Genomic DNA, 25,896 nt, shown 5'->3' with positions numbered 1-25,896 from the left:
GGTCGGGACCGCGGCGTGCGCCGTCGCGGCGGCGGGGCCGTTGGCGCCGGCCAGGAGGGCCGGGGCCGAGGCGGCCGGAGCCGGTGCTCCCGTGACCGCCGCCACCGGGGGCAGGAGGAGCGGGTCGATGCCGGCGGCGGCCAGGCCCTCGGGGGCGGTCTGGGCGAGGGGGACGCCGATGCGGGCCAGGCGCAGCGGCATGAGGGCGCCGACCGGGGCCTTGCGGCGCCAGCCGCGGCCGTAGCGGGCTTGGAGGCGGGCCTGGTAGATCAGGCGGTCCTGCTCCATGCCGACGGCCTGTTCGTAGGAGCGCAGCTCCCACAGCTTCATCCGGCGCCACAGCTTGAACGTGGGGACCGGGGAGAGCAGCCACCGCGTGATGCGGACGCCCTCCATGTGCCGGTCGGCGGTGATGTCCGCGATCCGGCCCACGGCGTGCCGGGCGGCCTCGACGGTGACCACGAACAGGATCGGGATCACGGCGTGCATGCCGACCCCGAGGGGGTCGGGCCAGGCCGCCGCGCCGTTGAACGCGATCGTCGCGATCGTCAGCAGCCACGCCGTCTGGCGCAGCAGCGGGAACGGGATCCGGATCCAGGTCAGCAGCAGGTCCAGCGCGAGCAGGACACAGATGCCCATGTCGATGCCGATGGGGAAGACGAGCGAGAAGCTGCCGAAGCCCTTCTTCAACGCGAGGGCGCGCACGGCGGAGTACGAGCCCGCGAATCCGATCCCCGCGATGACGACGGCTCCGGCGACGACGACACCGATCAATATGCGGTGCGTACGAGTCAGCTGCATCGCGGCCACCCGCGATCCCCTCCCCTTGTCGAGCTACGGCAGGCACAGCGTACGCGCGTTCGGGTGACCGGACGTCAGCGGTCCGGTCACCCGGGGAACGGGCGATCCCCCGGGGATCCCCCGGGATCCGTCGTTCGTCAGCCGGCCGTGGGCGAGGGCGACTGCTCCGGCTGCTTCGGCTGGTTGGCGGCGTCGACCGAGGCCACGGTCTCCTTCGTCGCCGCGGTGGCGTCCTGGAGCAGCTTCGCCGCGTCCGGAGCGTCCGCGCCCTCGTAGGCCGCGCCGTTGTAGTCGAGGGTGATGACGACGTTGTGCGCGCGGGCGATGATCGTCGTGTTGGCGAAGTCACCGTCCTTCTTGGTGGCGAAGGTGAGCGCGGTGGCCTGGTCGCCGATGCCGTCCGCCGGCTCCGCCTTCAGGTTCTCCGCACCCTCGGTGACCTTGGCCTTCTCGACCTGCTTGGTGTACTCGTCCTCGGCGCGCTTGCTGCCGGTGCCGACCGAGGCGAGCGAGTCGTAGCGGACGAGGGAGATCGAGAGCCAGCGGTACTGCGAGCCCTTCAGACCGGCCTCGTCGAGGCCGTTCCAGGTGCAGGTGGCGCGGCTGGCCAGGTCGTTGGACTTGGCCGCCGTGCCGTTGGCGTCCTTCGCCTTCGGGACGAGCGCCTCGATGGTCTTCGCGCCGACGGCCTTGCACGGCTCGGGCAGCGCGGAGTACACGGCCTTCTCGAGCGCGGCGGACGGCTTGGTGCTCGGCTTGGCGGAGGCGGACGAGGACGCGCCGGACTTCTTGCCGCTGTCGGCGCCCGAGTCCTTGCCCGAGTCGGACGAGCAGCCGGCGACGGTGAGGATCACCGGGACGGCTGCGCAGGCGAGAACGCGGGTGAGACGCGAGGCTGATCGGTGCATGATTCCTTCAGACGTTGTGGGTCTTCGTGCGGGTCTTCGTGCGGGCTCGGGGGCCCACTTTCGGGCGCGGGACCCCGGCAACCGTAGCCCGACCCGGCGCCCGGCTGCTGTGCGCGCCGTCACTCGGGCCGTGCGCGCCCCCCGGCGGTCCCCTGTCCGCGGCCCCGGCTAGTCGTTGAACCGCTCGACGAGGGCTTGGGCCAACTGCCGTGCCCTGTCCTGGGTTTCGCCGCTCGGCGGGACCGTACCGGGGAGCGCGGGCTGGACGCTGTACTCGACGGTGACGATGACGTTCGAGGTACGGAACACAATGCGGACCGTGCGCGCCTGGACGGCGGTGGCGCCGGCCTGGCCGAGCTTGTCGTCGAGGAAGGCCTCGTTGCCGAGCCCTTCGAGGACCCGGGAGCCGAGCTCGGGCGGGGCGGAGGGGGACGGGGAGCCGGAGGATGAGCCCGAGGGAGACCCGGAGGCAGACCCGGAGGCAGACCCGGAGGGGCCGACGCCGGTGCCCGTGCCGGTGCTCGTACCGGCGGTCGTACTGGGGCTCGTACTGGGACTCGGGCCCGCGGCCGGGTTCGTCGCCTGGCCCGTGGCCGGGCTCGGTGTCGTGGCCGGGCCGGGGAAGGGCAGGTGGGCGTCGGTGAGCTGACGGACGAAGACCTGCCGCGCCTTGTCGTCGTCGCTCGTGGTGGCCCGGTCGTACGACACCACGCGCTCGAACCCGACCGACAGCAGCCGCGTCTCGGCCGGCGTCTGCGCGGTCCAGCGGCAGCCGACGCGCCGGTCGGCGTCGTACGAGGCGTCCGCGACACCGGCGTAGAGCGCCTCGCGCTGTTCGGGCGTGAGGGTGTCGGCGGCCGGGAGCATCGCCTTGACCTTCTTGGCGTCGGCGGCCTTGCAGGGCATGGGCAGGATGCGGTACTTGCCGGGCTGGGCGATCGTGCCGGCGCTGTCACCGACCTTCGCGTCGCTGGTGATTCCGACGCCGTCCCCGTCGGTGCACGCGGTGAGCCCGGCCGTGAGGACGGTCAGGATCGCGATGCCGGGCAGTACTGCACGTACTCCACGTACCGTCTTGCGCTGCACGTTCCACCGGCTCCCTTCAGCAAAATGCGTTGCCGCGGCTGGGGCGCGGATGGGAACAATGTCTATCGCACACGCTGGTGCCGGCGCCGGTCTCCTGTCGTATTTGGGGTCAAGAGCGAGGCTTTTCGCGTATTCAGTCTTTTCTGTGGTTAACGGGGTATTGAGGCCGAGATGTCGTATGTAGAAGTGCCCGGGGCGAAGGTCCCGATCCGGATGTGGGCCGACCCGGCGTCGGTCGAGGACAGCGCGATGCGCCAGCTGCAGAACACGGCCGGCCTCCCCTGGATCAAGGGCCTGGCCGTCATGCCGGACGTGCACTACGGCAAGGGTGCGACCGTCGGCTCGGTCATCGCCATGAAGGACGCGGTCTGCCCGGCGGCGGTGGGCGTGGACATCGGCTGCGGCATGTCGGCTGTGAAGACCTCCCTGACGGCGAACGACCTGCCGGGGGACCTGTCGGGGCTGCGCTCGCAGATCGAGAAGGCGATCCCGGTGGGGGCGGGGATGCACCGGGAGGCGGTGGACCCGGGGCGGCTGTACGGGTTCTCGGAGAACGGGTTCGGGGATCTGTGGGAGCGGTTCGACTACGTCGCGGACGCGGTGAAGTTCCGGCGGGAGCGGGCCATGCGGCAAATGGGAAGCCTTGGCCAAGGAAATCACTTCGTTGAAGTTTCAATCGATACGTCCGGGGCGGTGTGGCTCATGCTGCACTCGGGTTCCCGGAACATCGGCAACGAGCTGGCGGACTTCCACATCAACGTGGCCCGAGGGCTCGCGCACAACCAGGGCCTGATCGACCGGGACCTCGCGGTCTTCCTCGCGGCGACCCCGGAGATGCAGGACTACCGCAACGACCTCTTCTGGGCGCAGGAGTACGCGAAGTTCAACCGCGCCGTGATGATGAGCCTGTTCAAGGAGGTCGTGCGCAAGCAGTTCCGCAAGGCGAAGGTCTCCTTCGATCAGGAGATCAGCTGCCACCACAACTATGTGGCGGAGGAGCGGTACGACGGCATGGACCTGCTGGTCACGCGCAAGGGCGCGATCCGCGCCGGCAGTGGGGACTACGGGATCATCCCGGGCTCGATGGGCACGGGTTCGTACATCGTGAAGGGCCTCGGCAACGAGAAGTCCTTCAACTCGGCCTCGCACGGCGCGGGCCGGAAGATGAGCCGCACGGCGGCGAAGAGGAAATTCTCGGTGCGCGACCTCGCGGAGCAGACCAAGGGCGTGGAGTGCCGCAAGGACTCCGGCGTCGTGGACGAGATCCCGGGCGCGTACAAGTCGATCGAGCAGGTCATCGACCAGCAGACCGACCTGGTCGAGGTCGTGGCCAAGCTCAAGGCCGTCGTCTGCGTGAAGGGCTGAGGCCGAGCGGGGTTGACGGGGAACCGGAAGGACCGGGACCCGGACCGTGACCGGTCCGGGTCCCGGTCCTTCCGTGTGCGATTCAGCTCTGGTCGCCGTCGAGGAGGTGGTCGACGGGGAGTTCGAGAGCGACGCCGAGGGACTCGGGCAGGGGGACGGACGTGCCGCGCTTGAAGGCCTTCCGGGAGCGGTACTCGCCGCCACGGGGGTCGGTGTAGAGGACTGCCTCGTCGTGGCGGCGGTCGGCCACGAGGTAGACCGGGATCCCGGCCTGGGCGTAGCAGTCGACTTTGGTGCCGAGGTCGTCGGACCAGTTGGACGAGGTGATCTCCAGGGCCATGCGGAAGACGTGTGGCGCGAAGCAGTTCTTCTCGACGTGCGCGTCGCGGAAGTCGGCGTCGACGAGCGACAGGTCCGGGATCGCGAAGTCGATCGGCCCCGAGGGCAGCCACAGCCCGATGCCCTGGAGGTACTTGAGACCGGCCTGTCGGGCCCCGGCCGTGAAGAGTTCCTCGATCAGCCAGGTCAAGGACTCCGCGTGAGCTCCGTCGGCAGGTGGTGTCACGGTGAGCCTCCCCTGGAGAATCTCCACTCGGTGCCCGGGAAGCTCTCTGGAGAGACGGTCGGCGGCCTCCGCGATCGTGGTCTCGTGCTGTATCACGGCCATAGCTTCCTCCTTTGCGCGGCTCATGCTTTCGGAGCGTATCCGCGCTCGCCGACATTCCGCTCGACTTCACCCGTACGGGGTCATCCGGGTCGCGGGGGTCCCGGTGGTCGGCAACTCCCTTGAGAGAGCGAGGCCTTCGGGTGCGGGAAGTGGCGGACGGGGGCTTGACGCCGTGAGTTGGTCTAGACCATGGTGTGCGGCATGTGGAGATCCCGTGCGGTTCTTGCCGCGTTCGCGTCGTTGTCGCTCACCTTTGGGGCGGCTCAGGTCGCCGATGCCGCAGGGGCCGCTGCCGCGGCCTCGCGGGGCGTGGGGCTGCCGCCCGTCGTGTCGCACGTGCCGACCGAGGAGAACGTCGTGTTCATCACCGTCGACGACGGGTGGGTGCATGACCCCGCCGTCGCGCGGACGCTCGTCGAGCGGCGGATCCCCGTCTCGCTGTTCCTGCTGCCGGGGGCGACCTCGTACGACACCCGGTACTTCACGGACCTGGCCGCGCAGGGGCGGGTGAGTGTGGAGAACCACACCGTCAATCACCCCGACCTGACCACCCTCGACGCCGCCGGCAAGGACGCCGAGGTGTGCGGGGCCGGCGAACAGCTGGCGGCGACCTTCGGGAGGGAGCCGAAGCTGTTGCGGCCGCCGTACGGGGCCGTGAACGACGAGGTGCGGCTGGCGGCGAAGGCGTGCGGGGTCAAGGCGCTGATCACGTGGACGTACGACTTCACCACGTGGAGCGAGACGCCCGCGACCCCGCGGCTGCGTGCCGGTGACATCGTGCTGCTGCACTTCACGCCGACGCTGGGCGCGGACCTGCAGCGGGCCCTGGACGCGGCGAAGGCCGCCGGGCTGAGGCCGGCGGCCCTGATGCCGCACCTGAAGAGTGCGGGGCTCGTCCCGTAGGGACCCCGCCCGCGGGCTACAGCTCGCGGTGGAGCTTCGTGTTCGAGGCCTGGGCGCGCGGGCGGACCACCAGGAGGTCGATGTTGACGTGGCTGGGGCGGGTCACCGCCCAGGTGATGGTGTCGGCGACGTCGTCGGCGGTGAGGGGCTCGGCCACGCCGGCGTAGACCTTCTCCGCGCGGTCGGCGTCGCCGCGGAAGCGGGTCTTCGCGAACTCCTCCGTCTTGACCAGGCCGGGGGCGATCTCGATGACGCGCACGGGCTGGCCGACGATCTCCAGGCGGAGGGTCTCGGCGAGGACGCGGGCGCCGTTCTTGGCGGCCACGTAGCCGGCGCCGCCCTCGTACGTGGCGTGGCCGGCGGTGGAGGAGAGCACGACGACCGTGCCGTCGCCGGAGGCGGTCAGGGCCGGGAGCAGGGCCTGGGTGACGTGGAGCGTGCCGATGACGTTGACCTCGTACATCGTGCGCCAGTCGGCGGGGTCGCCGGTGGCGACGGGGTCGGCGCCGATGGCGCCGCCGGCGTTGTTGACGAGGACGTCGCAGCGGGTCAGGGAGGCGGCGAGGGTGTCGACGGCGTCGCGGTCGGTGACGTCGAGGGCGTACGCGGTGGCCTCATGGCCGGCGGCCGTGATCTCGGCGGCGAGGGCCTCGATGCGGTCCTTGCGGCGGGCGGTGAGGACGACGTGGTAGCCGGCCGCCGCGAGCTGGCGGGCAGTGGCCGCGCCGATGCCGCTGCTGGCGCCGGTGACTACGGCGGTGCGGGTCGAGGCGGGGGCCGTGGCCGTGCTCATGTGCTCGCTCCTCGTGCGTTCGTACGGGTGGGTACCCGCCAGCATAGGCCGGTCGGGGCGGTGCTCACCGGCCGCGCGGGGCGTACATGATCACGGCCATGCCGGCGAGGCAGACGAGCGCGCCCGTGACGTCCCACCGGTCGGGGCGGTAGCCGTCGGCGGCCACGCCCCACAGGAGGGAGCCGGCGACGAAGACCCCGCCGTACGCGGCGAGGACGCGGGCGAAGTCGCCCGAGGGCTGGAGGGTGGCGACGAAGCCGTAGAGGCCGAGCGCGATGACCCCGGCGCCGATCCAGGCCCAGCCCTTGTGCTCGCGCAGGCCTTGCCACACGAGCCAGGCGCCGCCGATCTCCAGCAGGGCGGCGAGGGCGAAGAGGGCGGCGGAGCGGGCGATCAGCATGGCGGGAAGCCTACGCACGCGGCCGGCGCGGGGCCGGCGCGTGCGGCTGGCGCATGGCTGGTGCGTGCGGCTGGCGTGCGGACGGTACGCGGATGGCTCGCCGACGGTACGCGGCTGGCGTGCGGACGGTACGCGGATGGGCGGAGGACTCGCCCTCATTCGTGTGATGGTCCGACCGGTGGAGCGGAGGCGTGGCTAGCGTCCGCACGTGGAGGTGGTCGCGGTGCGCCGAGGTGCCGTACGGAGTGTGGTGATGGCCGGGCTGCTGGTACTGCTCGGTGGTGCGGGGGGCATCGGCGGTGCCGTCGGGGCCCAGGCCCGGTCCGGCCCGGAGGCCGACGTGGCGTACCACGGGCGGGTGGTCCTCGGCGGAGCGCGGCTGCGGATCCTCCTGATCCCGGAGAACGAGGGCCCGGCGGCGCTGGCGAACACGACGCTGCGGCTGCGCGTGTCGGCGGACCTCGCGGACCGGCAGGAGCTGGCGGGCGGCTGCGCCCGGGCCGGGCTGCGCGAGGTGGTGTGCGAGACGGGGGAGCTGCCGCCGCACGGACGCGGGCGGCACATCGGGCTGGCGCTGCGACTGAAGGAACCGGTCGCGGAGGTGGTGGTGCGGGTGGACACGTGGTGGAACGGCGGCGCGATCGACCGGAACGGCGCCAACAACGAACACGTGGTGCTCGCGCTGGACACGGGGGACACGTACGCGTTCTGACGCGCGGGGCGTTCTGACCTCCAGCGCGTGCTGCCGCGCGGGCGTTTCTGACCTCCAGCGCGTGCTGCCGCGCGGGCGTTTCTGACCTCCAGCGCGTGCTGCCGCGCGGGCGTTTCTGACCTCCAGCGCGTGCTGCCGCGCGGGCGTTTCTGACCTTCAGCGCGTGCTGCCGCGCGGGGCGTTCTGACGCCCAGGGCGTGCTGTCCCTCGGGGCGTTCCGACGCTCAGGGCGTGCTCTCGCTCCGCCCGTGCTGTCGCTCAGCCCGTGCTGACGTCGCCGAACTCGGCGAGGGCGTCCTCCACGATCCGCTCCAGGCGGGCGTGGTGGGCGCCGCGCCAGTAGACGCGCTCGCAGTCGGCGCACTGCGCGAAGACCTCGTACGAGCGCTGCGTGCCCCTCTCCAGCCGGTCGTCGACGCTGTCCTTGTCGGCCGCGCGCAGGGTTCCGTTGCACGCGGTGCACCGGGTCCAGGGGGCGAGGACGGGGGCGAACCGGCCCAGGACGTCGCGCACTTGCTCATCGGGCTGGTCGCTGTACACGTACGCCCCGGCGTACAGCTCGCGGCGGCGCAGCAGCCCGCGGTCGCGGGAGAGCAGGATGCGCTGCTCGGCGGCGGAGCGGGTGGCGAGGGCCGGGTCGCCGATGTCCTCGTTCTCGTAGGCCGCGTCCAGGCCGAGGAGGCGCAGGCGGCGGGCGAGGGTGCCGAGGTGGACGTCGAGGAGGAAGCGCAGCGGCACGGTGGCGGGGACGCCCGGGAGCCGCTGGGGGCGGTCGACGCCGAACACCTCGACGGATTCCCCGGCTCCGGGCACGTGGGAGAAGGGGGTCTCCGCGCCGTCGACGAGGATCCGGCCGACCTCGGTGAGCGGGATGCCGGCCGATTCGACGACGTGGCCGAGGCTGGAGACGCCGTCGGTCACGGTCGGTACGCGTTCGCCGCGCCGGCTCGGCGCGGCGAAGACGTGCAGTTCGGGGGCGAGGGTGAGCTGAATGCCGGGTCCGTTCACGGGCCCAGCATGCCACTGCCGGGCGCCGTCCGGCGGGGGATTTACGGCGCCGGGGCGGGGGCGCCGGACTCCTGGTCGTGGAGCTGCCGGGGTGGTAAGAGGGCTTGCGGTGGAGCTGGCCGCGCGGGCCGGGTACGTGGTGACGGGCCTGGCGGGGGCGGACGACGAGGAGCTCGTACGCTCGCTCGGCGCGGCCGTCTTCGTCCCGCGCGGCTCGGCTCCGGCCGACCCGGTGGACGGCGTCGTGGACGCGGCGGTACTGGGCGGGGCGGCCCTGGACTCCGTCCGCGACGGCGGGGTCTACGTGGGCCTGCGACCCGGCGACGCCCCGGCGGCGGAGCGCGGGATCCGGGTCGTGGAACAGGAGGTCGCGGCGGACGGCGAGCACCTGGCCCGGCTGGTGGCGCTGGTCGACGCGGGGAGCTGACGCTCCGGGTGGCGCAGACCTTCCCGCTGGCGCAGGCCCCAAGGCCCACGCGCGCCTGGCGGACGGCGTCCGCGGCCGCATCGTCCTGACGGCACCCTGACGGGGCCGGTCGTACAGGGCGGTACCCGTGCGACCGCCCGTGCAACCGCCCCCCTACAACCGCCCCCTACAACCGCCCCGTACAACCGGATAGATCCATCGCCTGAGGCGTTCGCGCGAGCCGCTGCTACGGTCCGGGGCATGGGAAACCGCGAAGACCTGCTCGTCGGGGCGAAGGCGTGCCTGCGGGACAAGGGGTACGACCGCACCAGCGTCCGGGACATCGCCACGGCGGCCGGCGTGAGCATGGCCGCCATCGGCTACCACTACGGCTCCAGGGAAGCGCTGCTCAACCAGGCGCTGTTCGAGATCCTCGACGAGTGGGGCGACGCGATGGGCCGGGCCCTGCTCCCCGACGCCGACGGCTCCGCCCGGCAGAGCTTCGAGCGGATCTGGCAGAGCCTGATCGAGGACTTCGGGGCCCACGGTGACCTGTGGCTGGCCTCGGTGGAACTGTTCATGCAGGCCCAGCGTCAGCCCGAGCTGCGGACCGCCCTGGCGGCGGGCACCGCCCAGGGCCGCCGGGGCCTGGCGGCGATCCTCGACGGCGTGCCCGAGGAGCAGGTCGCGGAAGGATCCGTGCGGACCGTCGGCAGCGTGCAGCTGGCCCTCGTGTCGGGCGTGATGATCCAGCACCTGAGCGACCCGGCCACCGCGCCCACCGCGGCCGAGATCCTCGACGGCATCCGCGGCCTGGCCGGCCTGGCGCGCTGAGGCCGGACGGGCAGCGGCGGGCCGGCCGCATCCCTGACCACTCCGCGCCCGCGCCCGCGCCCACGTACCCGCGCCGCACCCGTATCCACTGCCGAAGGGAGCGGGTGGGTCAGGGCCAGACCAGGCAGTAGGGCTGGTGGCCCGCCTCGTGGAGGCGATGGCTGAAATCCTGCCACTCGTGGAGCAGCTGGTAGACGTTGAAGGCGTCGCGGGGGCCGCCGCGGTCGGGGACCGTGGACCAGATGAAGGCGGCCGCGCCGACCGATTCCTCGCCGATGCCGCGCAGCGGGTCGACGACGGTCATCGGGAGTTTGACGACGGCGTAGTCGGGGTGGAGGACGACCAGTTCCAGCGGGGGGACCTTGTGGAGGGGTATGCCCTCGATGCCGGTCAGGACCATCGCGGCGACCGTTTCCGGCTTGATCTTGGTGAACATGCCGCCCATGCCGAGCTCGTCGCCGCCGAGCTCCTCCGGGCGCATCGTCTGCGGGACCCGTGCGGCCGTGGCGCCGTCGGGGGCGCCGAAGTACTTGTACGTCACCCCCATGCCGCGGCCCCTGGGGCGGCCCTCGGGGTCCTGCGAGGGGTCCGCGACCGGTTCCGCCGCGTCCGTGACGCGGCGGCGGTGCTTGCCCCGGCGGCGGGCTTCGCGCGCCTCGCGGGCGCGCTGCGGATCCAGGCCGTCGGTACCCTCGCCCGGTCCACCACCGCGTTGCATATCTCCACCCGACTGGTCTTGCCTGCCCCGGCCCCGCGGCCCCCGCCACGCAGCCTGATCATCATGGCAGTGACCTCCCCCGGGGCGGCGCGGTGAAACGCCCGTCCGCAAGTCAGTCGCGGCCTCTGAGACCATGGCTGGTGTGAGCTACCCGTACCCGTATGAAGCCAAAGTCTCGCAGACTCTCTTTGACCGCGCGTCCCTCGTGACGCCTGGCGGCGTGAACTCTCCGGTGCGCGCCTTCCGCGCCGTGGGCGGAACGCCCAGGTTCATGGTGTCCGGTACCGGTCCGTACCTGACCGATGCCGACGGGCGCGAGTACGTCGACCTGGTCTGCTCGTGGGGGCCGATGATCCTCGGCCACGCCCATCCGGCCGTGGTGGAGGCCATTCAGGCCGCCGTCGTCCGCGGCACGTCCTTCGGTACCCCCGGTGAGGGGGAGGTCGCGCTCGCCGAGGAGATCGTCGCGCGGATCGAGCCCGTGGAGCAGGTCCGGCTGGTGTCCTCCGGCACCGAGGCGACCATGTCCGCGATCCGCCTCGCCCGCGGGTTCACCGGCCGCGCCAAGATCGTGAAGTTCGCGGGCTGTTACCACGGTCACGTCGACTCGCTGCTGGCCGCCGCCGGTTCCGGGCTCGCGACCTTCGCGCTGCCGGACACCCCGGGCGTGACCGGAGCGCAGGCCGGGGACACGATCGTGCTCCCCTACAACGACCTCGAAGCGGTCCGTGCCGCGTTCGCGGCGCACCCCGGCGAGATCGCCTGCGTGATCACCGAGGCGGCGCCCGGCAACATGGGCGTCGTGCCCCCGGGCGAGGGCTTCAACCAGGGGCTCGCCGACCTGTGCCGCGCGAACGGTGCGCTGTACATCTCCGACGAGGTCATGACGGGCTTCCGCACCTCCCGCGCCGGCTGGTACGGCGTGGACGGGGTCAAGCCCGACCTGATGACCTTCGGCAAGGTCATGGGCGGCGGCTTCCCGGCGGCGGCCTTCGGCGGCCGCGCCGACGTGATGGGCCACCTGGCTCCGGCCGGCCCGGTCTACCAGGCGGGCACGCTCTCCGGGAACCCGATCGCGACCGCCGCGGGCCTCGCGCAGCTGCGGCTGCTGGACGGGGCCGCGTACGAGAAGGTCGACGCGGTCTCGGCGCGGATCCAGGGGCTGGTCACCGAGGCGCTCACCAAGGAGGGCGTCGCGCACCGGCTGCAGACCGCCTCCAACATGTTCTCCGTCTTCTTCACCGAGGACGAGGTCCGCGACTACGACGACGCGAAGAAGCAGGAAGCCTTCCGCTTCAACGGCTTCTTCCACTCGATGCTGTCGCAGGGCGTGTACCTGCCGCCGTCGGCGTTCGAGTCGTGGTTCGTGTCCACCGCCCACGACGAGAAGGCGATCGAGCGCATCGCGGCCGCCCTGCCGGCCGCCGCCCGAGCCGCCGCGGAGGCCACCGCATGAGCACCGAGGGCCGCATCGACGGCGGGTCCGAGATCACCGTCGTCCACGTGGTGCGCCACGGCGAGGTGGAGAACCCGGAGGGCGTCCTCTACGGCCGCCGCGCCGGCTACCACCTCTCCGAGCTCGGCCGCCGGATGGCGGACCGGGTCGCCGAGCACCTGGAGAGCCGGGACGTGACGTACGTCGTGGCCTCCCCGCTGGAGCGGGCGCAGGAGACGGCGGCGCCGATCGCGAAGGCGCACGGGCTGGACCTGGCGACCGACGGCCGGCTCATCGAGGCGGGCAACGTCTTCGAGGGCAAGACCTTCGGGGTCGGTGACGGCGCGCTGCGCAAGCCCGAGAACTGGAAGCACCTGACGAACCCGTTCAAGCCGTCCTGGGGCGAGCCGTACGTCGAGCAGGTCGTCCGGATGATGAGCGCGATCGAGACCGCCCGCGACGCCGCGCGCGGCCACGAGGCGGTGGCGGTCAGCCACCAGCTGCCGATCTGGATCGTACGGAGCTTCGCGGAGCGGCGCCGGCTGTGGCACGATCCGCGCCGCCGCCAGTGCACGCTGGCTTCGCTGACCTCGTTCACCTACCAGGGCGACAAGCTGGTGTCGGTGGGCTACAGCGAGCCGGCCCGGGACCTGGTCCCGGCGCACCTCCTCGCGGGGGCGAAGCCGGTGAAGGGCAAGTCCAAGGCCTTTGGGGCTTAGCGGAGCCCGGCGAAATCAGGCTTTGCCCTAATTTCGTACATATTGACCGGGAGTTGTCGCGCGGCGCGGCAACTCCCGGTCCACTCGCCCCCGGGGGGCGCGGAAGATCGGCAATTCGGTCATGCGAAACTTTTCACATGAGCCTCAGCCGCGCGCGTACCCGTCGTAGTAGCCGCCGCTCGACCAGTGCCCGCGCCGTCCTGCTGACCGCGGTGGCCCTCACGAGCGCCGCCACCCTTACGGCGTGCGGCACTTCGGACGGCGGCGGCAAGTCCTCCGGCTCCGCCGGCGGAAACTACGTGACGGGCCCCAGCGGCATCTCCACCGTCGCGAAGGCGGACCGCACCGAGGCCCCCAAGCTCGACGGCGAGACCGTGGACGGCAAGACGCTGGACACCACCGCCCTCAAGGGCAAGGTCGTCGTCCTCAACGTCTGGGGATCCTGGTGCCCGCCGTGCCGCGCGGAGGCCAAGTACTTCGCGAAGGTCTCCAAGGACACGGCGGACGCCGGCCAGGACGTCGCCTTCGTGGGCCTGAACACCCGGGACAACAGCAAGCAGAACGCCGCCTCCTTCGAAGAGACCTACGGGATCACCTACCCGAGCCTCTTCGACCCGGACGGCAAGCTGATGCTCCGGTTCCCCAAGGGCACGCTCAACCCCAACGCGATCCCCTCCACGATCGTCCTCGACAAGGAGGGCAAGATCGCCTCGCGCACCCTGGCCGCGGTCAACGAGGAGCAGCTGCGCTCGATGATCGACCCGCTCCTCGCGGAGAAGTGACCTCGTGGTCACCGCACTCTCGGACGCGGTCCTCGCCGCCGAGGCGACCGGCGTGAACACGACGGTCCTCAACGGCGCCCTGCTGCTGGCCCTGCCGATCTCGCTGCTCGCCGGGCTGGTCTCCTTCTTCTCGCCCTGCGTGCTGCCGCTCGTCCCCGGCTACCTCTCCTACGTGACCGGCGTCGGCGGCGCCGACCTCGCCGAGGCCCGGCGCGGCCGGATGCTCGGCGGCGCGAGCCTGTTCGTCCTCGGCTTCACCGCCGTGTTCACCTCGACCGGCGCGCTGTTCGGCTACTTCGGGCGGACCCTGGACGCCAACAAGGGGGTCATCTCGCAGGTCCTCGGCGGGCTGGTGATCCTGCTCGGCCTGTTCTTCATGGGCGCGATCCCGGGCCTGACGATGCGCGAGTTCCGCTTCCACAAGAGGCCGGCGGTCGGCCTGGTGGGCGCGCCCCTGCTCGGCGTGCTGTTCGGCCTCGGCTGGACCCCCTGCATGGGCCCGACCCTCGCCGCCGTCGGCACCCTCTCCCTCGACCAGGCGACCGCGGGCCGCGGCGCGCTGCTGACCGTGGTGTTCTGCCTGGGGCTGGGGCTGCCGTTCATCGCGACGGCGCTCGCGTTCCGCAAGGCGCTGGGGGCGTTCGGCTGGGTGAAGAAGCACTATGCGTGGGTGATGCGCATCGGCGGCGGCATGCTGATCCTGACCGGTCTGCTGCTCGTCACAGGATGGTGGAGCAGCATCGTCAGCGACATGCAGAGCTGGACCCAAGGCTTCACGGTGGGGATCTGAGGACTACACGGACATGAGTACGAGCGACAAGGCGTCCACCGAGGCGCCGCACGATTCCGAGGATTCCGCTTCCGCCGAGGCGAGCGCCGAGGCCTCCGCCGAGGCGGCCGCAGGCGCGCAGCTGTCCACCGCACCCCTGGAGGACGCCCCCGGCGGCCCCGTGGGCATCGGCGTGTTCGGCTGGGCCCGCTGGTTCTGGCGGCAGCTCACCTCCATGCGGGTGGCGCTGATCCTGCTCTTCCTGCTGTCCCTGGCGTCGATCCCGGGCTCGCTGATCCCGCAGAACCAGGTCGACCTGATGAAGGTCGCCGCCTGGAAGAAGGAGCACGCCTCCTGGGTGGGCGTCGCCGAGAAGCTCCAGCTCTTCGACGTCTACAGCTCGGTGTGGTTCTCGGCGATCTACCTGCTGCTGTTCATCTCGCTGATCGGCTGCATCCTGCCGCGCTCCTGGCAGTTCGTCGGCCAGCTCCGAGGCCGGCCGCCGGCCGCGCCGAGGCGGCTCGACCGGATGCCCGCGTACACGACGTGGCGCACGGACACGTCCCCGGACGAGGTGCTCTCGTACGCCGGGACGCTGCTGGGCGGCCGCCGCTTCCGTACGGAGGGGGGCCCCGGGTCCGTCTCCGCCGAGAAGGGCTACCTGCGCGAGGCGGGGAACCTGGTCTTCCACGTCGCGCTGATCGTGATGCTGATCGCCTTCGCCTGGGGCCAGTACTTCAAGTCCGAGGGCGGCAAGCTCGTCCTGCGCGGCAAGGGCTTCTCCAACACGCTCACCCAGTACGACGACTTCAAGTCGGGCGCGCTCTTCGACTCCGACGACCTGCCGCCCTTCTCCTTCACCCTGGACAAGTTCGACGCGACCTTCGAGCGCACCGGCCCCCAGAAGGGGACCCCGCGCGAGTTCAAGGCGTACGTCACCTTCACCAACGGCGCCCACGGCACGCCGCAGAAGCGCGAGATCCAGGTCAACGAGCCGCTGGAGGTGGACGGCTCCAAGGTCTACCTGCTTGGCCACGGCTACGCGCCGGTCATCTCGGTGACCGACCCCACCGGCAAGGTGATCTTCAAGGACGCCGTGCCGATGCTGCCGCAGGACGGCAACCTCACCTCCACCGGCGCCGTCAAGGTCACCGACGGGTACAAGGACAAGGACGGGAAGGCGACCCAGCTCGGCTTCGCGGCGATGTTCGTGCCCACTTTCGCGGGCGCCGGCGAGGGCACGATGTTCTCGCAGTTCCCGGAGCTGGACTTCCCCGCGCTCGCGCTCAACGCCTGGCACGGCAGCCTCGGGGTGGACTCGGGCCTGCCGCAGAACGTGTACCAGCTGGACACGTCCAAGATGGAGCAGTTCAAGACCGAGGACGGCAAGCCGCTCGCGAAGCGGATGCTGCCCGGGGAGAGCATGGAGCTGCCGGGCGGCCAGGGCACCGTGAAGTTCGAGGGCATCGAGCGCTGGGCCACCTTCTCGATCACCCAGCAGCCCGGCAGCGGTCTCGCCCTCGGGGGCGCCGCCGCCGCCATCGCGGGCCTCGCGGGCTCCCTCTTCATCCAGCGCCGCCGGATCTGGGTCCGGGCGGCCGCCGGGAAGGACGGGGTGACCGTCGTCGAGATGGCGGGCCTCGGCCGCAGCGAGTCCGCCAAGCTCCCCGAGGAGCTGGCGGCGCTGTCCGGAGCGCTCCACGCGCAGGCGCCCACGGCCGGGCCGGGCCCGGCCCCGGTCCCCGGCCCACTTGCCGAAGCCCCGTCCGCCGAAGCCCCACCCGCCGAAGCCCCACCTGCCAACGAACGTGCCGAAGTCGAAGGGGAGCGCGCCTGATGCAGCTCGCGGCCGCAGCCAACGAGAGTCTGGCTCACCTCAGCAACAACCTGATCTACGCGTCGATGGCGGTCTACACCCTCGCCTTCCTCGCCCACATCACCGAGTGGATCTTCGGCAGCCGCAGCAAGGTGGCCCGTACGGCCGCCGCGCTCACCCGGTCCGAGACCGGGACCGGGGCCGAGACCCCCGCCGTCCAGGTGCGGGGCAAGGGCGGCACCGCCGTCCTCGACAAGCCCGAGGTCGTCACGCGCAGCGCCGCCGGCACCCGCGACGTCCCGGACGGCCCCGGCGCGGCCGGCGGCACGGTCCAGGGCGACCTGTACGGGCGGATCGCGGTCTCGCTGACCGCCCTCGGCTTCCTCCTCGCGGCGGGCGGTGTCATCACCCGCGCGCTGTCGGTGGAGCGGGCCCCCTGGGGCAACATGTACGAGTTCTCGATCACCTTCGCCACGGTGGCCGTCGGCGTGTACCTGGCGCTCCTCGCGCTGAAGAAGAACGTCCGCTGGCTCGGCCTGTTCCTGGTCACCACGGTCCTGCTGGACCTGGGCGTCGCCACCACGTGGCTCTACACCGACAGCGACCAGCTGGTCCCGGCCCTGCACTCGTACTGGCTGTGGATCCACGTCTCCACCGCGATCTTCTGCGGCGCGGTCTTCTACATCGGCGCGGCCGGCGCGGTCCTGTACCTCTTCCGCGATTCCTACGAGGCCAAGCTCGCGGGGGGCGGGAAGCCGGGCACGTTCTCCACCTCGGTCATGGAGCGCTTCCCGTCGGCGGCCTCGCTGGACAAGTTCTCGTACCGCATCAACGCGGCGGTCTTCCCGCTGTGGACCTTCACGATCATCGCGGGCGCGATCTGGGCCGGCGACGCGTGGGGCCGCTACTGGGGCTGGGACCCCAAGGAGGTCTGGTCCTTCGTGACCTGGGTCGCCTACGCCTGCTACCTGCACGCCCGCGCCACCGCCGGGTGGAAGGGCCGCAAGGCCGCGTACCTCGCGCTGTTCGCGTTCGCGTGCTGGATCTGGAACTACTACGGCGTCAACATCCTGCTCAGCGGCAAGCACTCGTACGCGGGCGTCTGACGCGGGTGGTGCGTGGAGGGGCCGTGCCGCCGGAAGGCGGCCCGGCCCCTTCGGCGTGGGCGGGGCCCTTGCCGTGCCGCCGGGTCCCGCCCCGCCGGGCCGTCAGGCGGGGCGCGGGCACATCACAAGGCGGGGCGCAGGGCCGGAAGCGGTCCGTCGCCGTTGAGCGCGCGGACCAGGCGGCCGAGTTCGGTGCGCAGTGCGCCGAGGTCGACGCTGCCCTGCCCGAGCTCGGCCTCCAGCTCGTGCAGGACCCGCCCGGCGGCGTCCAGGTGGTCGTACGCCGCCCCGGTCAGCACGACCAGCTTGCGCCGCCCGCCTTCGGGGTGCGGCTCGCGGCGCACGTACCCGCGCCGCTCCAGGTCGTCGACGATCTGCCCGGCGGCCTGTTTGGTCACCCCGAGCCGCTCGGCGAGCTCGGTCGCGGTCGCGCCGGGGCCCTTGAGGGCCTGGAAGGCCATGCCGTGCAGGGGGCGCAGGTTGTCGGCGTGTCCGGCCTCTTCGAGGCGGCCGGTGAACTCGCCCATCAGCAGCTGGAAGCCGAGGCCGAGGAGGAACCCCAGCTCGATGTCTTCGTAGCCGTCCTCGTAGCCGTCTTCGTCGCTCGGGTGGTTGGTCACACGAGCATGGTGACACGGGCAAGTAAAGCTGCTTTACTCGAAGTGAGTAAAGCAGCTTTACTCACTTCCCGTGTCCCGCCCTGCCGAGAAAGCGAAGGCCCCGCCTTGCACGTCATCGCCATGTCCCCCGAGAACGTCACCACCACCCCGAACGGGACCATGACCGGCCTCGCCTCTCCCAGCCGGGGCAGCGTGGAGCTGAGTACCTGGCACGCCGCCTTCTCCGCCGGGATCACCGGCCCCGAACACTCCGTCAGCCGCGAGCAGGTCTGGAGGGTCACCGCCGGAGCCATGGAGGTCACCTGCGACGGCCGGACCGAGAAGGTCTCCGCCGGTCAGGTCGTGGTCCTGCCGCCGGACGTACCGCGCCACGTACACGCCCTCGAGGACACCGAGGTGTACGTCGTCATGCGCGCGGACGCCCTCGTCAGCGTCCCGGGCGCGGAGGGGACCCGCACCCTGCCGTGGGCGACCTGACGCCGGCCGCTCGACCGGCCGGGCCGTGGGACTCAGCCCTGGTCCTTGCCCTGGTCCTTGTCGTCCTTCTCCTTGCCGTCCCGCTCCTCGCGCAGGGACTTCAGGAACTCCGGGTTGTCGTCCGGGGCCACCCACTGCGTCCGGCGGCCGCCGACGCCGGCCACGCGCTTCTTGCCCGCGAACAGCCACACCACCGGCCCGACGATCGAGAAGAGCAGGATGATCAGGACCCAGACGACCTTGGGAAGGTGCTTGACCTCTTCTTCCGGCGTGTTCAGGCAGTCGATGAAGGCGTAGATGGTCAGCGCGATGATCAGCAGGAACGGCAGATAGCGCAGCACGGTGTGGGACCGACCCCCAGGAGAACGGTGCGGCCCGGGCGGGCCACGGTTGTCCCTTCCAGGGTAGAGGCCCCTGCCGGGCTCCGGGCTCTGAGCGGGGATGCCACAATTGCCCGCATGGCTTACGACGATCTCCGCTCGCTGCTCCGGGCCCTTGAGCGGGAGGGCGACCTCAAGCGCATCAAGGCCGAAGTGGACCCGTACCTAGAGGTCGGGGAGATCGTCGACAGAGTGAACAAGGCGGGCGGACCCGCGCTGCTCTTCGAGAACGTCAAGGGCTCGGCGATGCCGCTGGCCATGAACGTCTTCGGGACCGACCGCCGGCTGCTGAAGGCCCTCGGGCTCAAGTCGTACGCCGAGATCAGCGAGAAGATCGGCGGCCTGCTCAAGCCGGAGCTGCCCCAGGGCTTCATCGGCGTCCGCGAGGCCTTCGGCAAGCTCGGCTCGATGGTGCACGTGCCGCCGAAGAAGGTGAAGGGCGATTCCGCGCCCGTCCAGGAGGTCGTCCTCACCGGCGACGACGTGGACCTGGACCAGCTGCCGGCGCTCTTCACCTGGCCCAAGGACGGCGGGTCCTTCTTCAACCTCGGCCTCACGCACACCAAGCACCCGGAGACGGGCGTGCGCAACCTCGGGCTCTACCGCCTCCAGCGCCACGACAAGCGCACCATCGGCATGCACTGGCAGATCCACAAGGACAGCCGCAACCACTACGCGGTCGCCGCCGCGCGGGGCGAGCGGCTGCCGGTCGCGATCGCCTTCGGCTGCCCGCCGGCCGTGACGTACGCGTCGACCGCACCGCTGCCGGGCGACATCGACGAGTACCTCTTCGCCGGGTTCGTGGCGGGCAAGCGGATCGAGATGGTGGACTGCAAGACGGTCCCGCTCCAGGTCCCGGCCAACGCCGAGGTGGTCATCGAGGGCTGGCTGGAACCGGGGGAGACGCTGCCGGAGGGGCCGTTCGGCGACCACACCGGCTTCTACACGCCGCAGGAGCCGTTCCCGGCGCTGACGATCGACTGCGTGACGATGCGCAAGCGTCCGCTGATCCAGTCGATCGTCGTCGGCCGGCCGCCGACGGAGGACGGGCCGCTGGGGCGCGCGACGGAACGCTTCTTCCTGCCGCTCCTCAAGATCATCGTCCCGGACATCGTGGACTACCACCTCCCCGAGTCGGGCGGCTTCCACAACTGCGCGATCGTCTCGATCGACAAGAAGTACCCGAAGCACGCGCAGAAGGTCATGCACGCCATCTGGGGCGCGCACATGATGTCGCTGACCAAGCTGATCATCGTGGTGGACAAGGACTGCGACGTCCACGACCTCCACGAAGTCTCCTGGCGCGCGCTCGGCAACACGGACTACTCCCGTGACCTCACGGTCGTCGAGGGTCCGGTCGACCACCTGGACCACGCCTCCTACCAGCAGTTCTGGGGCGGCAAGGCGGGCATCGACGCCACGAAGAAGCTGCCGACGGAGGGTTACACCCGCGACGGCGGCTGGCCCGACATGGTCGAGTCCGATCCGGCGACGGCGGCGCTGGTGGACCGGCGCTGGAAGGAGTACGGACTGTGAGCGAGATCGAAACGGGCGGCCCCGCCCTCTTCATCGGCACCGACACGACGTACGTGGCCCTGGTGCGCCCGGAACTCGACCCGGCGGACCCGGGTGTCCGGGAGGCCGCCGAGCAGGCGGGCGTCTCTCCCGAGGAATTCGCGGGCCCCGGCAACGTCTGGGCGCTGATGCTGGACCGGGAGGACGGCGAGGGCGACGGCTTCGAGCTGCCCGGCGCGCGGGACATCGAGGCGGACGACTTCGCGGAGCAGCTCCAGCGCGCCCTGGCGGCCGCCGAGCCCTTCACCGCCGAGGCCGGGAACTTCCTGCGCCTCGACGCCCGCCCGTCCGGCGACGACTGGGTGGTCACCGCCCGCGTCACCCCGCCCGAGGGCCACGACGACGGCGCCGCCCCCCGGACCCTGGAGCTCGGCGCGCTCCCGGCGGCGGACCTGCTGGCCGACCTCGAAGACTTCCGGAGAACCCTCGTATGACATCCGCAGCCGAAGGGGTCCTCGGACCCGGTCCCGCGCCGGAGGCCACCGGCAAGGTGAAGGCGTTCCTGCGGCTCGTGATGATCGAGCACTCGGTCTTCGCGCTGCCCTTCGCCTACATCGCCGCGCTCACCGCCATGTTCACGCTCGACGAGCGGATGCACTGGGGCAAGCTGCTGCTCGTCACCGTCTGCATGGTGGGGCTGCGGACCTTCGCGATGGCCGCCAACCGGATCATCGACCGGGAGATCGATGCGCGCAACCCGCGCACCGCCGGACGGGAGCTGGTGACGGGCGCCGTCTCCGTGCGGTCCGCCTGGACCGGGGCCGGGATCGCGCTGGTCGTCTTCCTCGGGGCGGCGGCGCTGCTGAACCCGCTCTGCCTGGTGCTGGCGCCGGCCGCCGTCGTGCCGATGGTGGTGTACCCGTACGGGAAGCGGTTCACGAACTTCCCGCACGCCATCCTGGGCCTCGCCCAGGCGATCGGCCCGATCGGGGCCTGGATCGCGATCACCGGCGCGTGGTCGTGGGACGCGGTCATTCTCGGCCTCGCCGTGGGCGTGTGGATCGGCGGCTTCGACCTGATCTTCGGCTGCCAAGACGTGGCCGCCGACCGCGCGGAGGGCGTCAAGTCCGTCCCGGCCCGCTTCGGCATCCCGGCCGCCCTGTGGGGCGCCCGTGGCGCGCACGCCGTGACCACGGCCCTGCTGGCCTGGTACGCCGTCGCGACGGACGCCGGACCGCTGTTCTGGTTCGGCCTGCTGATCGTCGTGGCGGCCTTCGTCTACGAGCACACCATCGTCACGCCGCACGACCTGTCCCGCCTGAACCGCGCCTTCTTCACGGTGAACGGCTTCATCGGCATGGCCCTCTTCGCCTGCGCCCTGCTCGACCTGGTGGTCCGGGGGCTTTCGCTGTAACTCGATCGTGTGTGCCCTGCCCGATCCGGCGGTTCGCGATCTGCCCCGTTGGCTAGCGTGCGGCCTACCATCGAGTGCATGGACAGGGAGGCCGACGTGACCGTCTCGGAGAGCGAGCGCCTGCACTCACAGCTCAGCCGGTTCGAGGACATGTTCCCCGGTTACCGGATGGAGATTGTCGAGGGCAATATCGTGATGAGTCCGCTGAAGCCGCACCACGCCAGGACCATCCGGTTGCTATGGAACACACTCGAAGCCCAGATGTCCGCGGAGTGGGGTTTCATCAGCGATGTCGCCGTCCCCTTCGACGGCGACAACGAGTTCTGCCCGGACCTCGCGGTGGTCCCCGGGGCGGAGGCGGACCGGAACCTCAGCGCCTACCCGCCCGACTTGGTCGAGCTCGTCATCGAGGTCGTCTCCCCGAGCAGTGTGCGCCATGACTACGAGGTCAAGGACCGGGCCTACGCCCGCCGCGGCATTCCCCACTACCTGATCTTCGACCCGTACAAGGCGCAGTGCACGACCCTGTGGAACCCCGGGCCCGACGGCTACCGGGGCCGCGACGTGATCCCGTACGGGGAGACGGTCACCGTGGAGACCGGCATCGGCAAGATCTCGGTGGACACGGCCGCCCTCCCCGTCGACCCCGGTACCGCCGCCTAGCCGACGCCCTTAGCCGGCCGTCACCGCGCGGGGGCGCGGGCGGGTCAGGAGGGCCACGGCGGCGCCGGCCAGGAGACCGAAGAGGTGGGCTTGCCAGCTGACCATGGAGTCCGTCGGGAGGGCTCCGGCCAGGAACGTCGTGCCCCAGACCGCCGCGATGACGACGGCGACCGCGACGCCGAGCGGGCTGCGCTCCACGAAGCCCCGTACCAGCAGATAGCCGAAGAGGCCGAAGATCAGGCCCGAGGCACCCGCCGTCATGCTGTGCGACGGGGAGATCAGCCAGACCGCGAACCCGTCGGCGACGACGATGGCGGCGGAGACGGCCAGGAAGCGGCGGATCCCGCTGAGCGCGGTGACGAAGCCGAGGACCAGCAGCGGGACGCTGTTGGACGCCACGTGGTCGAAGCCGAAGTGCAGGAACGGCGCCAGGGGGATCCCGGTCAGGCCGTCCGTCTCGCGCGCGGCGATCCCGTACGCGTCCAGGGCGTGGCCCGTGGCGCGGTCGACGGCCTCGATCACCCAGAGCAGCGCCACCCAGCCCAGCATCAGCTTCGCGGCGGCCTTGGCCCGGTCGGTCCGGCTCCACTCGCCCGCGCGTAGTGCGCTTCCGCTTCCGCGTGCGCTTCCGTTTCCGAGTCCGATTCCGCTCATGCCGCCCCCGCCTCCTGCTTCCGCCCGCTGCCGCGCACCGCCGCCGCGTACCGCCACGGCGCGCCCGTGCCCGCGTCCGCTTGCCCGCGTGCGCGCGCCCGCGTGTCCACCCCTTGAACGTGGGGACACCTTAGCCAGTGCCCACCGGCGGTGGCCGGATAGTCTCGGAGGTATGACTGAGGGCAAGCGCACCCCGTGGGTGGTGGGGGTTTCCGGGGCGTCCGGGACGCCGTACGCGGCGGCCGTGATCCGTGGGCTGCTGGCGGCGGGCGAGAGCGTGGACCTGGTGGTGAGCCGGGCATCGCGGCTGACGCTGCTGGACGAGACGGGGATCGCCTTCCGCGACGCGCACTGGCGGGACGACCTGGCCGAGTGGCTGGAGCGCGGGGCGGACGGGAAGCCCGCGACCTTCGCGCGGCCGGAACTGGACGGGGCGGCGAACGGCGGCGTCCGCTACTGGGCCGCCGGCGATCTGGCGGCCGGGCCGAGCAGCGGCTCGTACCCCGTCAAGGGGATGTTGATCGTGCCCGCGTCCACGGCCTGCGTGGCCGGTGTGGCGCTCGGACTGTCGAAGGACCTGCTCCAGCGGGTGGCGAGCGTGACGCTCAAGGAACGGCGCCGGCTGGTGGTCGCGGTACGGGAGACCCCGCTGAGCGGTCAGACGCTGAAGCATCTGGTGGCGCTGGACGAGGCGGGCGCCGTGGTGCTGCCCGCCTCTCCGGCGTTCTACGCGGGTGCGACGCACATCCAGGACCTGGTGGATTTCGTCGCGGGGCGGGTGCTCGACGCGGCAGGGGTGCCGCACGCGCTGTACCGCCGGTGGGAGGGGGAGCTCGGAGGCTCCCGTGCTCCCCGGGGGGCGAGCGGGGACGCCGGGGACGCCGGGGTTTCCGAGGACGCCGGAGGCGCCGGAGGTTCCGGGGGTGTCTAGTCCGTCGGCGAGGGCGTTCAGCCCTTCTTGGCGCGTCCCGGCTTGCGGATCTTGTCGACGCGGTGTGCGGCGGCGGGCTGGTCGGTGCGGGATCGGTTGGCCAGCTCCTGGAGCTGTCGCATGTGCGCGTAGGCCATCTCGATCGTGTACACGGTGAACCACTCCTGAAGATTGTCAGATCGTCGTTGATCTGTTGAAAGATTCACAGGGTGTTGACCCTGTGTGCCTTTGATTCTATACGTAAACTCGTGGGATCGCCGAATAATGGAAGGCTCCAGGCATATGGACAGCGTGGATAGGCAGCTCATCCAGGCACTTCGTGAAAACGGACGTGCCTCGTACGCGGAGCTGGGCCGGCTCGTGGGCCTCTCCGGCCCCAGCGTCACCGACCGGATCAACCGGCTGGAGACCGCCGGAGTCATCACGGGCTACCGCGCGACCGTGGACGCGGCCTCGCTCGGCCTCGGCGTCACGGCGCTGATCGGCATCTCCCTCTCCGACGCCGCGGACCACGAGGACGTGGCCCGGCGCCTGCGCGACCTGTCGGAGATCGAGGACTGCTGGTTCATCGCCGGTGACGACTCCTTCATGCTGAAGGTGCGCGCCAACGACGTGGACGGCCTGGAGAAGATCATCCGAAGGCTCTCGGGCACCAAGGGCGTTTCGCGGACCCGCACCACGATCGTGCTCTCCACCAAGTGGGAGAACCGGGTCGGGGGTCTGCCCGAGGAGGGCTGAGAGTACGGTTGGGGGCGGTTGGGACAGAGGAACAGAGGAGAGGACCGGCATGGACGTTGGGCTCAAGCGTGAGCTGGAGGACAAGGTTCGCTCCGGCGAGCGGCTGACCCGTGAGGACGGCATCGCCCTCTACGCGTCGGACGACCTGGCCTGGCTCGGCGGCCTCGCCCACGAGGTGCGGACGCGCAAGAACGGTGACGTCGTCCACTTCAACGTCAACCGCCACCTCAACATGACGAACGTGTGCACCGCGTCGTGCGCCTACTGCTCGTTCCAGCGCAAGCCGGGCGAGAAGGACGCGTACACGATGCGCATCGAGGAGGCCGTGCGCCTGGCCAAGGCCATGGAGAACGAGAACCTCACCGAGCTGCACATCGTCAACGGCCTGCACCCCAGCCTGCCCTGGCGGTACTACCCGCGCTCGCTCTCCGAGCTGAAGAAGGCGCTGCCGAACGTCTCGCTGAAGGCGTTCACGGCCACCGAGATCCACCACTTCGAAACGATCTCCGGGATGTCGGCCTCCGACATCCTGGACGAGCTGATCGAGGCCGGCCTGGAGTCGCTCACCGGCGGCGGCGCGGAGATCTTCGACTGGGAGGTCCGCCAGCACATCGTGGACCACCGCACCCACTGGGAAGACTGGTCGCGCATCCACCGCCTCGCGCACTCGAAGGGCCTCAAGACCCCCTCGACCATGCTCTACGGGCACATCGAGGAGCCGCGCCACCGCGTGGACCACGTACTGCGGCTGCGCGAGCTCCAGGACGAGACCGGCGGTTTCCAGGTCTTCATCCCGCTGCGCTACCAGCACGACTTCGTGGACATGAAGGACGGCAAGGTGCGCAACAAGCTCCAGGCGCGTACGACGATGGCGACCGGCGCGGAGGCCCTCAAGACCTTCGCGGTCTCCCGTCTGCTCTTCGACAACGTGCCGCACGTCAAGGTCTTCTGGGTCATGCACGGCGTGCAGACCGCCCAGCTCGCGCTGCAGCACGGCGCGGACGACATGGACGGCTCGGTCGTCGAGTACAAGATCACGCACGATGCGGACAACTACGGCACCCCGAACAAGCTGGGTCGCGAGGACCTGCTGGAGCTGATCCGCGACGCGGGCTTCCGCCCGGTCGAGCGCAACACGCGCTACGAGATCATCCGCGAGTACCCCGGCCCGGACGCGGGGCTGCGCGAGACGCCGCAGGCGATGCGCGTCTGACGCCGGCGCGCTCCGGACGAACGAGAAGGCCCCGGCCCCCGCTTGGGTTCTAGGAGTCGTTGC

At 71.1% G+C, this 25,896-nt stretch carries 31 protein-coding genes; 19 read left to right on the top strand and 12 right to left on the bottom strand.

Going from position 1 to position 25,896, the window contains the following annotated elements:
* The 3 genes from J7E97_RS26040 to J7E97_RS26030 form a co-directional block, all read right to left on the bottom strand.
* Positions 1-801, bottom strand: an 801-nt coding sequence (locus J7E97_RS26040; RefSeq protein ID WP_251055167.1) for a DUF2637 domain-containing protein, incomplete at its 3' end; no start/stop codon positions are given.
* Positions 802-938: 137 nt separating this feature from the next.
* Positions 939-1,709, bottom strand: a complete 771-nt coding sequence (locus J7E97_RS26035; RefSeq protein WP_215031862.1) for a DUF3558 family protein — start codon at positions 1,707-1,709, stop codon at positions 939-941.
* Between the two features lie 168 nt (positions 1,710-1,877).
* Positions 1,878-2,795 (bottom strand): DUF3558 domain-containing protein, encoded by a 918-nt coding sequence (locus J7E97_RS26030; RefSeq protein WP_215031859.1) that lies wholly within the window; start codon positions 2,793-2,795, stop codon positions 1,878-1,880.
* Positions 2,796-2,966: 171 nt separating this feature from the next.
* Between J7E97_RS26030 and J7E97_RS26025 the strand changes: the two genes are divergently transcribed.
* Positions 2,967-4,160 carry an RtcB family protein gene (locus J7E97_RS26025; protein ID WP_215031856.1) on the top strand — a complete coding sequence of 398 codons (1,194 nt, stop codon included), beginning with the start codon at positions 2,967-2,969 and terminating at the stop codon, positions 4,158-4,160.
* Between the two features lie 82 nt (positions 4,161-4,242).
* Here J7E97_RS26025 and J7E97_RS26020 read toward each other — a convergent pair whose 3' ends face one another.
* Positions 4,243-4,827, bottom strand: coding sequence for a Uma2 family endonuclease (locus J7E97_RS26020; protein ID WP_215031854.1), 585 nt, complete (start codon positions 4,825-4,827; stop codon positions 4,243-4,245).
* A 201-nt stretch (positions 4,828-5,028) separates the two neighbouring features.
* Between J7E97_RS26020 and J7E97_RS26015 the strand changes: the two genes are divergently transcribed.
* Positions 5,029-5,730 carry a polysaccharide deacetylase family protein gene (locus tag J7E97_RS26015; RefSeq protein ID WP_215031852.1) on the top strand — a complete coding sequence of 234 codons (702 nt, stop codon included), beginning with the start codon at positions 5,029-5,031 and terminating at the stop codon, positions 5,728-5,730.
* A 16-nt stretch (positions 5,731-5,746) separates the two neighbouring features.
* Here J7E97_RS26015 and J7E97_RS26010 read toward each other — a convergent pair whose 3' ends face one another.
* Both J7E97_RS26010 and J7E97_RS26005 read right to left on the bottom strand, forming a co-directional pair.
* Positions 5,747-6,523 carry an SDR family NAD(P)-dependent oxidoreductase gene (locus J7E97_RS26010; protein ID WP_215031850.1) on the bottom strand — a complete coding sequence of 259 codons (777 nt, stop codon included), beginning with the start codon at positions 6,521-6,523 and terminating at the stop codon, positions 5,747-5,749.
* Positions 6,524-6,587: 64 nt separating this feature from the next.
* Positions 6,588-6,923, bottom strand: coding sequence for a YnfA family protein (locus J7E97_RS26005; RefSeq protein WP_215031848.1), 336 nt, complete (start codon positions 6,921-6,923; stop codon positions 6,588-6,590).
* Positions 6,924-7,131: 208 nt separating this feature from the next.
* On the opposite strand from J7E97_RS26005, the gene J7E97_RS26000 reads away from it, so the two are divergent.
* Positions 7,132-7,635, top strand: a complete 504-nt coding sequence (locus J7E97_RS26000; RefSeq protein ID WP_215031846.1) for a hypothetical protein — start codon at positions 7,132-7,134, stop codon at positions 7,633-7,635.
* 258 nt (positions 7,636-7,893) lie between these two features.
* On the opposite strand, the gene J7E97_RS25995 is transcribed toward J7E97_RS26000, so the two are convergent.
* Positions 7,894-8,643 carry a Mut7-C ubiquitin/RNAse domain-containing protein gene (locus tag J7E97_RS25995; RefSeq protein ID WP_215031843.1) on the bottom strand — a complete coding sequence of 250 codons (750 nt, stop codon included), beginning with the start codon at positions 8,641-8,643 and terminating at the stop codon, positions 7,894-7,896.
* Positions 8,644-8,734: 91 nt separating this feature from the next.
* Between J7E97_RS25995 and J7E97_RS25990 the strand changes: the two genes are divergently transcribed.
* On the top strand, positions 8,735-9,070 hold the full coding sequence (locus J7E97_RS25990) for a hypothetical protein (protein ID WP_215031840.1): 336 nt from the start codon (positions 8,735-8,737) through the stop codon (positions 9,068-9,070).
* A gap of 240 nt (positions 9,071-9,310) precedes the next feature.
* Positions 9,311-9,883, top strand: a complete 573-nt coding sequence (locus tag J7E97_RS25985) for a TetR/AcrR family transcriptional regulator (RefSeq protein WP_215031837.1) — start codon at positions 9,311-9,313, stop codon at positions 9,881-9,883.
* A gap of 109 nt (positions 9,884-9,992) precedes the next feature.
* Here J7E97_RS25985 and J7E97_RS25980 read toward each other — a convergent pair whose 3' ends face one another.
* Positions 9,993-10,430, bottom strand: coding sequence for a hypothetical protein (locus J7E97_RS25980; protein WP_215031868.1), 438 nt, complete (start codon positions 10,428-10,430; stop codon positions 9,993-9,995).
* A 304-nt stretch (positions 10,431-10,734) separates the two neighbouring features.
* On the opposite strand from J7E97_RS25980, the gene hemL reads away from it, so the two are divergent.
* The 6 genes from hemL to ccsB all read left to right on the top strand — a co-directional run bounded on the left by hemL (position 10,735) and on the right by ccsB (position 17,228).
* Positions 10,735-12,057, top strand: a complete 1,323-nt coding sequence (gene hemL / locus J7E97_RS25975; protein ID WP_215031834.1) for a glutamate-1-semialdehyde 2,1-aminomutase — start codon at positions 10,735-10,737, stop codon at positions 12,055-12,057.
* Positions 12,054-12,755 (top strand): histidine phosphatase family protein, encoded by a 702-nt coding sequence (locus J7E97_RS25970; RefSeq protein ID WP_215031831.1) that lies wholly within the window; start codon positions 12,054-12,056, stop codon positions 12,753-12,755. Before hemL ends, J7E97_RS25970 begins: the two co-directional genes overlap by 4 nt.
* A gap of 137 nt (positions 12,756-12,892) precedes the next feature.
* Positions 12,893-13,537, top strand: coding sequence for a TlpA disulfide reductase family protein (locus tag J7E97_RS25965; RefSeq protein ID WP_215031829.1), 645 nt, complete (start codon positions 12,893-12,895; stop codon positions 13,535-13,537).
* A gap of 4 nt (positions 13,538-13,541) precedes the next feature.
* On the top strand, positions 13,542-14,327 hold the full coding sequence (locus tag J7E97_RS25960; protein ID WP_215031826.1) for a cytochrome c biogenesis CcdA family protein: 786 nt from the start codon (positions 13,542-13,544) through the stop codon (positions 14,325-14,327).
* A gap of 13 nt (positions 14,328-14,340) precedes the next feature.
* Entirely contained in the window at positions 14,341-16,143 is a 1,803-nt protein-coding gene (locus J7E97_RS25955) for a cytochrome c biogenesis protein ResB (RefSeq protein ID WP_215031822.1), read from the top strand.
* Positions 16,143-17,228, top strand: coding sequence for a c-type cytochrome biogenesis protein CcsB (gene ccsB / locus J7E97_RS25950; protein ID WP_215031819.1), 1,086 nt, complete (start codon positions 16,143-16,145; stop codon positions 17,226-17,228). Before J7E97_RS25955 ends, ccsB begins: the two co-directional genes overlap by 1 nt.
* Positions 17,229-17,350: 122 nt before the next feature.
* Here the strand turns inward: ccsB and J7E97_RS25945 are convergent, their stop codons facing one another.
* Positions 17,351-17,755, bottom strand: a complete 405-nt coding sequence (locus tag J7E97_RS25945; protein ID WP_215031865.1) for a MarR family winged helix-turn-helix transcriptional regulator — start codon at positions 17,753-17,755, stop codon at positions 17,351-17,353.
* 213 nt (positions 17,756-17,968) lie between these two features.
* Between J7E97_RS25945 and J7E97_RS25940 the strand changes: the two genes are divergently transcribed.
* Entirely contained in the window at positions 17,969-18,325 is a 357-nt protein-coding gene (locus J7E97_RS25940) for a cupin domain-containing protein (RefSeq protein WP_251055159.1), read from the top strand.
* Between the two features lie 32 nt (positions 18,326-18,357).
* On the opposite strand, the gene J7E97_RS25935 is transcribed toward J7E97_RS25940, so the two are convergent.
* On the bottom strand, positions 18,358-18,666 hold the full coding sequence (locus J7E97_RS25935; protein ID WP_215031813.1) for a PLD nuclease N-terminal domain-containing protein: 309 nt from the start codon (positions 18,664-18,666) through the stop codon (positions 18,358-18,360).
* Positions 18,667-18,783: 117 nt separating this feature from the next.
* Here J7E97_RS25935 and J7E97_RS25930 point away from each other — a divergent pair, with 117 nt between their 5' ends.
* The 4 genes from J7E97_RS25930 to J7E97_RS25915 all read left to right on the top strand — a co-directional run bounded on the left by J7E97_RS25930 (position 18,784) and on the right by J7E97_RS25915 (position 22,297).
* A complete protein-coding gene (locus J7E97_RS25930) occupies positions 18,784-20,241 on the top strand; it encodes a menaquinone biosynthesis decarboxylase (RefSeq protein WP_215031810.1) in 1,458 nt (485 codons plus the stop codon).
* Positions 20,238-20,714 (top strand): hypothetical protein, encoded by a 477-nt coding sequence (locus tag J7E97_RS25925; protein WP_215031807.1) that lies wholly within the window; start codon positions 20,238-20,240, stop codon positions 20,712-20,714. Before J7E97_RS25930 ends, J7E97_RS25925 begins: the two co-directional genes overlap by 4 nt.
* Complete coding sequence (mqnP, locus tag J7E97_RS25920; protein WP_215031804.1) at positions 20,711-21,634, top strand: menaquinone biosynthesis prenyltransferase MqnP; 924 nt, start codon at positions 20,711-20,713, stop codon at positions 21,632-21,634. The genes J7E97_RS25925 and mqnP overlap by 4 nt, the downstream gene beginning before the upstream one ends.
* A gap of 78 nt (positions 21,635-21,712) precedes the next feature.
* Positions 21,713-22,297 (top strand): Uma2 family endonuclease, encoded by a 585-nt coding sequence (locus J7E97_RS25915; RefSeq protein WP_215031801.1) that lies wholly within the window; start codon positions 21,713-21,715, stop codon positions 22,295-22,297.
* 9 nt (positions 22,298-22,306) lie between these two features.
* Here J7E97_RS25915 and J7E97_RS25910 read toward each other — a convergent pair whose 3' ends face one another.
* Positions 22,307-22,951, bottom strand: a complete 645-nt coding sequence (locus J7E97_RS25910) for a rhomboid family intramembrane serine protease (RefSeq protein ID WP_215031799.1) — start codon at positions 22,949-22,951, stop codon at positions 22,307-22,309.
* Between the two features lie 172 nt (positions 22,952-23,123).
* Between J7E97_RS25910 and J7E97_RS25905 the strand changes: the two genes are divergently transcribed.
* Positions 23,124-23,882: a UbiX family flavin prenyltransferase gene (locus tag J7E97_RS25905; RefSeq protein WP_251055158.1), complete on the top strand. Its 759-nt coding sequence runs from the start codon at positions 23,124-23,126 to the stop codon at positions 23,880-23,882.
* 17 nt (positions 23,883-23,899) lie between these two features.
* Here J7E97_RS25905 and J7E97_RS36715 read toward each other — a convergent pair whose 3' ends face one another.
* Positions 23,900-24,034, bottom strand: coding sequence for a hypothetical protein (locus tag J7E97_RS36715; RefSeq protein WP_285428683.1), 135 nt, complete (start codon positions 24,032-24,034; stop codon positions 23,900-23,902).
* Positions 24,035-24,164: 130 nt separating this feature from the next.
* Here J7E97_RS36715 and J7E97_RS25900 point away from each other — a divergent pair, with 130 nt between their 5' ends.
* Positions 24,165-24,620 (top strand): Lrp/AsnC family transcriptional regulator, encoded by a 456-nt coding sequence (locus J7E97_RS25900; RefSeq protein ID WP_215031796.1) that lies wholly within the window; start codon positions 24,165-24,167, stop codon positions 24,618-24,620.
* 49 nt (positions 24,621-24,669) lie between these two features.
* Positions 24,670-25,833 (top strand): aminofutalosine synthase MqnE, encoded by a 1,164-nt coding sequence (gene mqnE / locus J7E97_RS25895; RefSeq protein ID WP_215031793.1) that lies wholly within the window; start codon positions 24,670-24,672, stop codon positions 25,831-25,833.
* Positions 25,834-25,896: the final 63 nt, after the last annotated feature.

Source organism: Streptomyces sp. ISL-66 (assembly GCF_018614135.1).
Lineage (GTDB): Bacteria > Actinomycetota > Actinomycetes > Streptomycetales > Streptomycetaceae > Streptomyces.
The sequence above is the reverse complement of the archived record's forward strand: the minus strand, read 5'-3'. Positions and strand labels throughout refer to the sequence as shown.